Here is an 11,064-nt window from a genome sequence, read left to right as displayed (position 1 = left end):
GTGTTAAGCCTGTAGCTAGCGTTCATCCTGAGCCAGGATCAAACTCTCCATTGTATAATATCTTTATAATGACCTTTCCCGAAGGAAAGTTCGTTTTGTCTCTGTTCAGAATGCCTCCGAAAATCATTCGGTATCACCTTCAGAAATTGATAGGTTTCGTTCTACCCAGAACTTCTTTCTCCATAACCCCTATATAATATAAGGTGGAAAAGAAGCCTGCTTCTTGTACTACTACTTCTCTGTTTATTGTAATCTTTTCAAAGAACTCTTTCTTTTCTCTGCCCTTTCTGACTTAGTGACTGTTTTGTAACAGCGTTCGTTCTCAAAAGCAAATGCAAAGGTATATGTTTTTCTGTTTCCCTCCAAATGTTTTGATAAAAAAGTGTAGAAAAACTCCATATTTTTCTTTTAATTGACAATATCTCGATGTTTGAAAAATTTTCACCTTATTTATAATATAATTAGCTTGTTAAATACCCGTTGGCGGAATTAATTTAAGTTGGTCGATATGAGCATAAATTGTCCATATCGCTGATTCTCAGTAAAAACGAGAATTTCTGAAAAACTGTCAGATTGTCTGGTTTTTTGTTGTAATATTCTGACAATCAAACAGTTGACTGCTAGGCAATTGTCAGCCTATTGTCTGGATGGTTTGCAGATGAAAAGAGAATTGTCAGATGAAAAGAATTATCAGATGAAAGGAATTCAGACGACAGGAATTGTATGCGTTGGCAGAATCCTGAAATCAGGGATATGGGTGTTACAACATTAGCTTATTGGGCAGACGTTAGACTGCAAATCTGCCCAACAGGGGCAAGCACGTTGCCCATGATGGGCAAGCACGTTACCCCACTTGGGCAAGCAGCGTGCCCATTTTAACACAAACTGTCATTAGGATTAAGTATGCACTAATCTAATTCCGCCAACGGGTTGTTAAATGTAATATTTCATATTTCCTTCAAACATAACGAAGAAAAATTTACACATAATAATGCCAAAAATGTTGCATACCATATGCTGCTCGCTATAAGTATCGACATTGGATTATTAAAATAAACACCGTTGCCCATGATGGGCACGATCATTGCCCATGGTGGACACAATTCCAGACTTCTCCCCTACCACACTGTTCTATATACAAAAGTACTATCACGTCTGATATATACCGACATGTATAAGAGGATGAAAACGAAGTATAAGCATGGCGATGAACCATCCTGCATTTGACAGCTACCATCAGACAGCAGTCTATCGGCATATCAGCATGTTATAACAAAAAGCCATATGACCTGATAGTTCATTTTCATTTTTTGGGAAATTCATATATCTTGATATGAAGCAAAAAAATCCCGATGAATATGTTGCCACATCATCGGGAATATAATAAAATTGCTTATAAGCAAATTGTCTTGACAGATTACTCTGCTGCTGGAGCCTCCTCTGCAACTGGAGCTGCTGGAGTCTCTTCTACTGCTGGAGTTTCCTCTACAGGTGCTTCTACAGGCTGGTTCTCAGCAATCACCTTTACAGGGATTTCAACGAGCACATCCTTATGGAAGTGTACTGTAGCAACGTAGTCGCCAAGTTTCTTAGCGTCGCGCATTGTGATGATCTTACGGTCTACATCGAAGCCCTTCTTCTTGAGCTCCTCAGCAACTGTAGCTGCATTAACAGATCCGTAAGTCACACCATTGGCGCTGACCTTCATCTCAACAACAATCTCAACATCCTTGATAGCCTCACCCTTCTTCTGAGCCTCAGCCTTGATAGCCTCGAGCTTGCGAGCCTGCTGTTTAAGGTTCTCAGCGAGAACCTTCTTTGCTGCAGGAGAAGCGATGACAGCCTTTCCTGTTGGGATAAGGAAGTTACGTCCGTAACCAGACTTTACATTCACGATATCGTTCTTGAATCCCAAGCCGATAATATCTTCTTTGAGTATAATTTCCATTCTGTAATCCTCCTTTAAATTATTTCATCAAGTCAGTTACGTATGGAAGCAATGCGATCTGGCGTGCACGCTTTACAGCCTGTGCCACACGACGCTGATACTTCAGAGATGTTCCAGTGATACGACGTGGAAGGATTTTTCCCTGCTCGTTCAAGAATTTCTTGAGGAACTCAGGATCCTTATAGTCAATGTACTTGATACCGCTTTTCTTGAAACGGCAATACTTCTTTTTCTTAGTGTCCACTGAAGGTGGAGTCAAGTATCTGATTTCTGATTCTTGTGCCATTTTTAAGCCTCCTCTTTTTTACCAAGTTTGTTTCTTCTCTTGACAGCATACTCAGAAGCATACTTGTCAAGCTTAACTGTCATGAAACGGATTACCTTCTCATCGCGGCGGTATTCAATCTCAAGCTTCTCAACAACTGATGGCTCAGCCTTGAACTCAAGCAGGCAATAGAAACCTGTTGACTTCTTCTGAATTGCATAAGCCATCTTCTTCAGTCCCCAGGTCTCCTCGTTCAGGATCTCAGCTCCCTTGTCGGTAAGCAGAGTCTTGAATTTAGCGACCGTTTCCTTCATCTGTTCATCAGACAAAACGGGAGTCAAAATGAAAACGGTTTCGTAATGATTCAACATTGTTTTAATTGTTTATTTATTAAATTTGCAAAATGCGGTGCAAAGGTACGACTTTTATTTTTATACTATACACAACCCGGCTATCATTTAAACACTTGTTAACTATTGTCTAATACTATTTAAGGGAATTTATCATGTAATAACCATTAAGAATAGGGTTAATTCTAACTTTCCTTCATACATAAAGTAATTATTCAGGCATTATTTCTCCCACCGATCAGCCATCAAGGCAGTTTCCAATGCCAAAAAGATGCTTGCAAAGACATAATTTTCAAGAAAAACGTGTACCTTTGCCTATGAGATGGCAAGAGACAATATAAAACATACTGCCACGCGACATCTTTATCAAAATCCAATTAAAACGAGTTAATATCACACGTTCACTTCGAATCAACTATAATACGAATCAATTATAAAAGATATGGCTGACGACACTTTTATAATATCACGGTTATACAAAGGCGACAAAGGCTCCAGGCGAGAACGTGTATGGACGTATCGACCGTGTGGCAGCATGGTTCCTGCTCTCCAGAATGTATATAAACGCAGAATCATGGACTGGCGAGAACCGCTACAACGATGCTCTCAAATATGCCAAGATGGTGATCAACGACGGTACTTATCCTTTGGCCCCTGACTATCGTACGATCTTCCTCGCCGACAACGACAAATGTAGCGAAATAATCTGGCCTCTCGTTCAGGACGGACTCAGAGCACAAAGCTCAGCCGGAACGAACTTCTACACAAAGGCTTTCGTCAACGGACCGATGAACGAGCTGTATAAAACAGGCGTTGGATCTCGCGGATGGGGCAACGTAAGGGCGAAGACCACTCTCGTTGACGCTTTCGACGCCCAGGATGTGATATTCGACCCAAACGACACATGGGGCGACAAGAAGATGGACAAGCGAGCACAGTTCATGACGGCTCTGCCCAACCAGACAAAGAACACATGGGACGAGAAAGGCAACATGACGAGCACCTTCACCTGTGGCTACGGCTACATCAAATGGCGCAACGTAAACCGTGACAATTCCCTGCCAGAGCAGGGTGACGCATATTCATCCATCGACTTCCCTCTGTTCCGCTCTGCCGAAGCTTATCTCATAGCCGCCGAGGCTATTCTGAGAGGTGCTAACGGCACTATGGATGAAGCATTAGGCTATGTAAATGAAATACGCGAACGCGCCTATATGTCTGGCAAATACGCAAAGGACGGTGTTCGTTCCGACGTATCGGGAGATATACAGATGAGCGATCTCAATCTCGATTTCATCCTAGCTGAGCGCCAGCGCGAACTTGCCACAGAACTTGTGCGCCGTACCGACCTCGTACGCTTCGGCAAATTCACAAGCGGACGCAACTGGGATTGGAAGAACGGCGTGCGCGAAGGTGCCGACGTAGAGGATTACCTGAAGGTATTCCCTATCCCTCAGACAGAGTTCTCCAACATGCCTTTGCTGAAGCAGAACGACGGTTATGCCAATTAACGAGTTAACAAGCAGACGAGTTAACAAGTAGACAAGTAGACGAGTAGACAAGGAAATTGTTTTTCTTCTGACAATCAAAGGAAACCTCCTTGTCAACTCGTCAACTAAAAACAAACATCATGATTTCAATCAGACACACACTACTCACACTGACCATCGCCTTGGCAGCCAACGGTGCGATGGCACAGACATCATTCGAAGAGATCAGTGCCGATCTCAACAAGTCGGGAGGCGTATATCTCGCATACCCAGAAGTGACAACACGCCAGACTCCTGCTCCAAAAGGCTACACACCATTCTACGTAAGCCATTACGGACGCCACGGTTCTCGCTATCTCTTGGGCGACGGCGACTTCACCATGACCATCTCACTGCTTGAGAAGGCTGAAAATGAAGGATGCATAACACCGCTCGGAAAGGACGTGCTGCAGCGCCTTCGCAAGGTGTTCACAGAAACACGCGGACGGGGCGGAGACCTCACTCCACTGGGAGCCAGACAGCACAAAGGTATTGCAGAGAGAATGGCCCGCAACTATCCTGAGGCGTTCAGAGGCAAACGCCGTGTATTCGCCCGTTCCACTGTTGTATACCGTTGTGCCATGAGTATGGCGGCATTCTGCGATGGACTAAAAGGTATATATCCGCAGCTCTCTATCGACTACGAAATGACGGAGCGCAACATGTCATATCTGAATTACCATACCGATGAGTCAAACAAATTCACTCATGGTGAGACTGGTCCTTGGGTGGAGGAATATCGCAAGTTTGAGGCAGAACACGTGAAACCTGCTCGCCTCGTAAACTCACTGTTTTCAGATGCCGACTTTATCCGCTGCCAGGTAAATCCGGAGAAACTCGCATGGGCATTCTACTGGATTGCTTCTGACATGCAGGACATAGAGACCAAAGACGTGACGTTCTACGACATTTTCACGCCACAAGAACTCTTCGACATGTGGCAGTGCGTGAACTACCGCTTCTATATCGGCAATGCCAATCCTCAGATGAGCGACGGACTGGTAATGGCAAACGCATCAACGCTCGTTGAGAATATCCTTGAATGTGCAGACAAGGCTATCAGCAATGGCGATATGGCTGCTGACCTAAGATTCGGCCACGACGGAAACGTCATTCCGCTACTTGCATTCCTACAGATCGATGGTTTTGATGTGGAAGTAAGGAAACCAGAAGAGGTCTACAAACACTGGGCTGACTTCAAGGCCACCCCGATGGCAAGCAACATTCAGATTGTATTCTTCCGCAACAAGGCAGGCAATATCATCGTAAAATTCCTCCACAACGAGAAGGAATGCCATATCCCGGTAGCCACCGATTCATGGCCATATTACAAATGGTCTGACGTGAAGAACTACTATCAAAACAGGCTTAAGCAAATCAAACAACGTGTAGCCAACAGAAAATAAGACAACACACCACACACCTTACCAATAGTTTTTTATGTTCGCAAAGGCTCGGAGAATATATCATCTCCGGGCCTTCTTTGGTTAAGGAGAAACTACCTTCTTAATTCACAACTAACTACCTTCTTAATTCACAACTAATTTCCACACGTTGCACAATCTTTATTATATTTTTCCGTTAACATGTAAGCAAAAAGAATAGTTGATTAAGAAATACAACAATGAACATTGAAAAATTCTCAGAAATCATAGCCGCCCGGCTATCTATCAGTCGCCGAAGTACAGAAAACACTCTCCAGTTGCTCGAAGAGGGATGCACCATCCCCTTCATCAGCCGCTACCGCAAGGAACGCACAGGAGGTCTCGACGAAGTGAAGATTGCAGCCATCAGCGACGCCTTCGACAAGCTAAAAGAAATAAGCAAACGCAAAGAAACTGTGGTGAAGACCATCACAGACCAAGGAAAGATGACAGACGCGTTGCTACAGCGCATTGACCTCTGCTGGGATGCTGACGAACTGGAAGACATTTACATGCCATTCAAACCAAAACGTCGTACCAGAGCACAGATGGCTCGCGAACAAGGACTGGAACCGCTTTCTGTAATCCTCATGATGCAAAAAGAAAACAATCCGGAAGCTGCCGCACAACGTTTCGTTAAAGATGGCGTGAAAGATATAGCGGCTGCCATTCGCGGAGCACAAGACATCATTGCCGAGACAGTGAGCGAAGACAAACGCAGCAGACAGACCGTGAGACAGGCTTTCCGCTGTGGTGCCATAATATCGTCGAAAGTTGTCAAGGCAAAGGCAGAGAGTGAAGAGGCTGCGAAATTCTCAGACTATTTCGACTTCTCCGAACCGCTACGCAGATGCTCATCCCATCGTCTGCTTGCCATGCGCCGTGGCGAAAGCGAAGGTATACTCCGAATTTCAATATCTGCCGACGATGATGAATGTACCGAGAGGCTTAAAAGATTCTTCGTCCGTGGCTACGGGCGCTGCTCCTCACTTGTGGGCGAAGCTGTTGACGACTCATACAAAAGACTTCTCAAACCTGCCATAGAAACGGAATTTGCAAATCTGAGCAAGGAAAAAGCCGATGAGGAGGCTATCGGCGTGTTTGCAGAAAACCTGCGACAGCTGTTGCTCTCTGCCCCACTTGGTCAGAAACGAGTTATGGGAGTGGACCCAGGATTCCGAACGGGATGCAAGATAGTATGTCTCGACGCACAAGGCAATCTGCTACACCACGAGGCCATATTCCCCCACCCTCCTGTAAACAAGGTTCAGCAAGCCACACAACAGATGCTTAAGATGATAAAAGATTACCGTATCGAAGCTATAGCCATTGGCAACGGTACGGCAAGTCGCGAAACCTCCGCATTCGTCCGCTCACTGCATTTCGCTGATGAAATAAAGCAGTTTGTGGTAAGTGAGGACGGTGCTTCTGTGTATTCTGCTTCTGAAACAGCACGAGAGGAATTCCCTATGGAGGACGTCACAGTACGAGGCGCTGTGTCGATAGGCAGACGACTTATGGACCCTCTTGCTGAATTAGTGAAAATAGATCCGAAAAGTATCGGTGTGGGACAATATCAGCACGACGTTGACCAGACGAAGCTCCGTAAGAGCCTTGACTTGACGGTGGAGAGTTGCGTAAACTCGGTGGGCGTAGACCTTAATACGGCAAGTCGCCATCTGTTGACATACGTCAGCGGACTGGGACCGGCATTGGCTAAGAACATAGTGGAATATCGTCGCAAAAACGGGCCGTTCCAGAGCAGAGCACAATTGAAACACGTACCACGCCTCGGTCCGGCAGCATTTGAACAATGTGCCGGATTCCTTCGCATACCAGGAGCCCGTAATCCTCTTGACAACAGTGCTGTACATCCTGAAAGCTATAAAATAGTAGAACAGATGGCTAAAGACTGCCACTGCTCTGTTGGCGACCTGATTCTCGACAAGAAGAAGCGTGATGGCATAGACATAAAACGCTATGTGACAGACACAGTAGGTATACCTACACTCACTGACATCATCAGCGAACTGGAAAAACCGGGACGCGACCCAAGAGAACAAATTGAAGAATTTGAATTTGACAGCAGCATACAATCTATTGCCGACCTCAAGGTGGGTATGGTAGTGCCCGGTATTATCACCAACATCACCAACTTCGGTGCCTTCGTAGATATCGGCGTGCATCAGGACGGTTTGGTACACATCTCCCAACTTGCCGACCGCTACGTCAGCGACCCTACACAAGTAGTGAAGCTACACCAGCATGTCATGGTAAGAGTAGCTGAGGTTGACGAGAAGCGACATCGCATATCACTATCAATGAAAGGAATATAATAGCCTTATGCAAATAATGGAAGTTTAACGTGAATCAGCATCAATGCTTTGTCAAGACAAGGCATTGGTGCTCTTCAGCAAGAACATAGACCAGCAAACAAATAAGATATACCACAACTTTGACCGGTAGAGACAGGAATAACGAGCAATAAAAAAGCCGCATCGCGAAAATTGCAATGCAGCTTTTTTTTGGATTTATGATTGCTTATGATTTACTTCACCTTAGCAACGATAGCCTTGAAAGCCTCTGGGTTGTTTACAGCGAGGTCAGCGAGAACCTTACGGTTGATCTCGATACCAGCCTTATGCAGAGCACCCATCAGAGTAGAATAAGTCATATTCTCGAGGCGGGCAGCAGCGTTGATACGCTGAATCCACAACGCACGGAAAGTACGCTTCTTGTTGCGGCGATCGCGGTAAGCATAGGTAAGACCCTTCTCCCAAGTGTTCTTGGCTACGGTCCATACGTTCTTACGCGCTCCATAGTAACCACGTGTAAGCTTTAAAATTCTTTTTCTTTTTGCTCTTGAAGCAACATGATTTACTGATCTTGGCATAGTTTCTTCTTACTTTAAAAATGTTAGACAATAGGATTAACGGAGACGCAGCAAATCACGTACCTGCTTAACGTTGCTAGGATCAACGATTGCAGTGTGAACCAAATTACGCTTCTGCTTCTTTGTTTTCTTAGTCAGGATGTGACTGTGGTAAGCGTGACGTCTCTTAATCTTACCTGTACCAGTGAAACGAAATCTCTTCTTTGCACCGGAGTTTGTCTTTACTTTTGGCATTTTTTTAAATGTTTAAATGGTTATTTATTATGCGGTGGCAACGTATATACCAAGACGTTACGCACCTGTTATTTTCTCTTATATATTACTTCTGGAGCTTCTTCAGAGCATCGGCACCATTTTTGGCGTTAGCGAAGAGTCCTCCGTTAGCAGGAGTCTCAGCAGTTTCTGTAGCCCCCTCTTCTTTTGTCTGACCCTTGGCCTCAGCTTCACGGCGCTCTCTATCCATCTTCTGCTGACTCTTCTTGGCTACACCGGCTTTCTTTGGAGAGAGATAGAGGAACATCTTCTTGCCTTCCAATGCAGGCATCTGCTCCACCTTGCCATATTCCTCAAGATCGTTGGCGAAACGCAACAACAGAACTTCTCCCTGCTCCTTGAAAAGGATAGAACGGCCACGGAAGAACACGAAAGCACGAACCTTGTTGCCTTCCTCGAGAAATTCCTTGGCATGCTTGAGTTTGAAGTTGTAGTCATGGTCATCGGTCTGTGGTCCGAAACGAATTTCCTTGACTTCTTGTCTAACTTGCTTTGCCTTCAGTTCCTTTGCACGTTTCTTCTGCTGATAAAGGAATTTGCTATAGTCGATGATACGACATACTGGCGGTTGGGCATTTGGAGAAATCTCTACCAAATCCACGCCCTTGTCTCTTGCTATATCAAGAGCCTGACGTGTAGGCATTACGGTTGAACCATCATCTCCAACAACTCGCACTTCCCTGACGCGAATCTGTTCGTTCACGCGGTACTGGTTTTTCATTTTGTCATTCTTCATTCGACTATTTTACGTTAAGCGGCTGCAAAGTTACGACTTTTTAATGTAAATTGCAAAATTATCATTTCTTTTTTTACATATAAATAGCGAAATATCACTCTGTTAAGTGTAATTCGCATGAAAATGTCGTTACACGATATAACAAAAGAGACTTTACCTAATGACAGTCAAAAAAAAACACAAAACCAAAATAAGGAATAGCATACTACAAAAGTCCCCGTCACAATGAAGTGACGGGGACATAGTATGTAATAAATCGCTATTCAGCCAACTTATTATTTTGCGTTGTCGTTGAAAGTAGCAACACGGTTGAACTCAACCTGCTCGAAGAGCTTGTCTGTTGCACCCATTCCCTTAGTTGTAAGGCGGCTTGCAGCAATCTTGTACTTCTTGACGAGGATGTTCTTAACAGCGTCTGCACGCTTCTCAGAAAGTCTCTGGTTCAGCTCCTTAGAACCCTCTGGAGATGCATAACCCTTGATCTCTACAGTAGCCTCTGGATGATTCTTCATGTACTGAGCGATGAGCTCGATGTTAGCGTACTGAGCAGGATCAACTACAGACTTGCCCTGACGGAAGATAACTGTAGGCTGGAGGTTAGTCGCTGTAGCTGGCTTCTCATACTTAGGCTTGCTGTTGCACTCGTCGAGAGCTTTCTGGAGGTCAGCAATCTGACGGTTCTTAGCAGCGAGCTCAGAATCCTTACCGTTCAAGTCGTTGCGCAGATCGTTGATCTTAGCGTTCAAACCGTCGATCTCAGCCTGGTCGCGAACCTGTGCGATAGTGAAGTTGTGTGTACCGTTAGAGTTCTTGAACTTGTAAACAACACCTGCGTTGAGCTGGAAGTCAGCGTAGTTAGCATCGTAGCGAACGCCCTTCTTAGCGCCCTCGAGGTTCCAAACTACTGCTGGCTCAACATATACCTGCCATGCCTTGTCCTTGCCGAGGTTGAAAGCGAAGTCAAGACCAGCCTTAGATGTCAGGAAGTCTACCTTGTCAGCAGAATCCCAAGAGTTTGCATAGTAACGATCGTGATCCTCGCCACCGAATACGTGACCCCAACCAAGACCATAAACGCCGCTTACCTCGAAGAGACGTGGCTCACCTTTGTAACCGCCGAACCAGTTGCTGAAGTTGATTGTAGCGATAAGAGAGGTGTTGATTGAGTTAACCAGAGTATTTGTGTAGTTACCGAAGAGGTTGTTCATTGTACGCCCTGTATGATGAAGATCGCTGAAATAAACATTGCTCTCAGCAGCGAGACCGAATACAGGAGTGAAATAGCGACCTACGCGGATACCTGCGTTAGGAGTGATATCCTTGAGCCATGTACCGCCACAGCCGAGCTGTGAAGGATGAATACCTGTTGCAAGACCACCGTTTACACCGATGTACCAATTGTCAAAAGTCTTACTCTCAGTAACTGTCTGAGCAGATGCGGAAACTGCCAAAGCAGCAGCAGCGCACAAAGTAAAGAATTTTTTCATGTTCTTAATCTTTAAAATTAATTATAAATACAGTTTTTAAAATCTTTCTACATTCTTGAAGTGCAAAGTAAAACATTTTTCTGATAACAGCCAAACTTTTCTTAACAAATTTATTGCACAAGCTAACTTTTTACGCAAAATAGTGCAAGAATATCCACC

The 11,064-nt window shown here is 44.8% G+C and carries 10 protein-coding genes and 1 pseudogene; 4 read left to right on the top strand and 7 right to left on the bottom strand.

The window, feature by feature from the left end:
• A partial coding sequence (locus tag ST42_RS14280; RefSeq protein ID WP_231556847.1) for a hypothetical protein occupies positions 1 to 197 on the top strand: 197 nt, incomplete at its 5' end.
• Positions 198 to 1,417: 1,220 nt separating this feature from the next.
• On the opposite strand, the gene rplI is transcribed toward ST42_RS14280, so the two are convergent.
• The 3 genes from rplI to rpsF are packed head-to-tail and all read right to left on the bottom strand — an operon-like array spanning position 1,418 to position 2,581.
• A complete protein-coding gene (gene rplI / locus ST42_RS05610) occupies positions 1,418 to 1,948 on the bottom strand; it encodes a 50S ribosomal protein L9 (RefSeq protein ID WP_022315904.1) in 531 nt (176 codons plus the stop codon).
• A 19-nt stretch (positions 1,949 to 1,967) separates the two neighbouring features.
• Complete coding sequence (rpsR, locus tag ST42_RS05605) at positions 1,968 to 2,234, bottom strand: 30S ribosomal protein S18 (protein ID WP_042520093.1); 267 nt, start codon at positions 2,232 to 2,234, stop codon at positions 1,968 to 1,970.
• A 2-nt stretch (positions 2,235 to 2,236) separates the two neighbouring features.
• Positions 2,237 to 2,581, bottom strand: a complete 345-nt coding sequence (gene rpsF / locus ST42_RS05600; protein WP_042520097.1) for a 30S ribosomal protein S6 — start codon at positions 2,579 to 2,581, stop codon at positions 2,237 to 2,239.
• 470 nt (positions 2,582 to 3,051) lie between these two features.
• Between rpsF and ST42_RS05595 the strand changes: the two are divergent.
• The 3 genes and pseudogenes from ST42_RS05595 to ST42_RS05585 form a co-directional block, all read left to right on the top strand.
• Positions 3,052 to 4,074 (top strand): annotated as a pseudogene (locus ST42_RS05595) (RagB/SusD family nutrient uptake outer membrane protein); the annotation flags it as partial.
• A 119-nt stretch (positions 4,075 to 4,193) separates the two neighbouring features.
• Positions 4,194 to 5,498 (top strand): histidine phosphatase family protein, encoded by a 1,305-nt coding sequence (locus ST42_RS05590; RefSeq protein WP_044065026.1) that lies wholly within the window; start codon positions 4,194 to 4,196, stop codon positions 5,496 to 5,498.
• Between the two features lie 218 nt (positions 5,499 to 5,716).
• On the top strand, positions 5,717 to 7,852 hold the full coding sequence (locus tag ST42_RS05585) for a Tex family protein (RefSeq protein ID WP_044072760.1): 2,136 nt from the start codon (positions 5,717 to 5,719) through the stop codon (positions 7,850 to 7,852).
• Positions 7,853 to 8,064: 212 nt separating this feature from the next.
• Here the strand turns inward: ST42_RS05585 and rplT are convergent, their stop codons facing one another.
• The 4 genes from rplT to ST42_RS05565 all read right to left on the bottom strand — a co-directional run bounded on the left by rplT (position 8,065) and on the right by ST42_RS05565 (position 10,905).
• Complete coding sequence (rplT, locus tag ST42_RS05580) at positions 8,065 to 8,409, bottom strand: 50S ribosomal protein L20 (protein WP_022315895.1); 345 nt, start codon at positions 8,407 to 8,409, stop codon at positions 8,065 to 8,067.
• 36 nt (positions 8,410 to 8,445) lie between these two features.
• Entirely contained in the window at positions 8,446 to 8,643 is a 198-nt protein-coding gene (gene rpmI / locus ST42_RS05575) for a 50S ribosomal protein L35 (RefSeq protein ID WP_022315894.1), read from the bottom strand.
• Positions 8,644 to 8,728: 85 nt separating this feature from the next.
• A complete protein-coding gene (gene infC / locus ST42_RS05570; RefSeq protein ID WP_044072759.1) occupies positions 8,729 to 9,418 on the bottom strand; it encodes a translation initiation factor IF-3 in 690 nt (229 codons plus the stop codon).
• A 275-nt stretch (positions 9,419 to 9,693) separates the two neighbouring features.
• Positions 9,694 to 10,905 carry an OmpA family protein gene (locus ST42_RS05565; RefSeq protein ID WP_022315892.1) on the bottom strand — a complete coding sequence of 404 codons (1,212 nt, stop codon included), beginning with the start codon at positions 10,903 to 10,905 and terminating at the stop codon, positions 9,694 to 9,696.
• Positions 10,906 to 11,064 lie beyond the last annotated feature (159 nt).

The organism is Prevotella pectinovora (assembly GCF_000834015.1).
In the GTDB taxonomy this organism is placed as follows: Bacteria; Bacteroidota; Bacteroidia; order Bacteroidales; family Bacteroidaceae; genus Prevotella; species Prevotella pectinovora.
The sequence above is the reverse complement of the archived record's forward strand: the minus strand, read 5'-3'. Positions and strand labels throughout refer to the sequence as shown.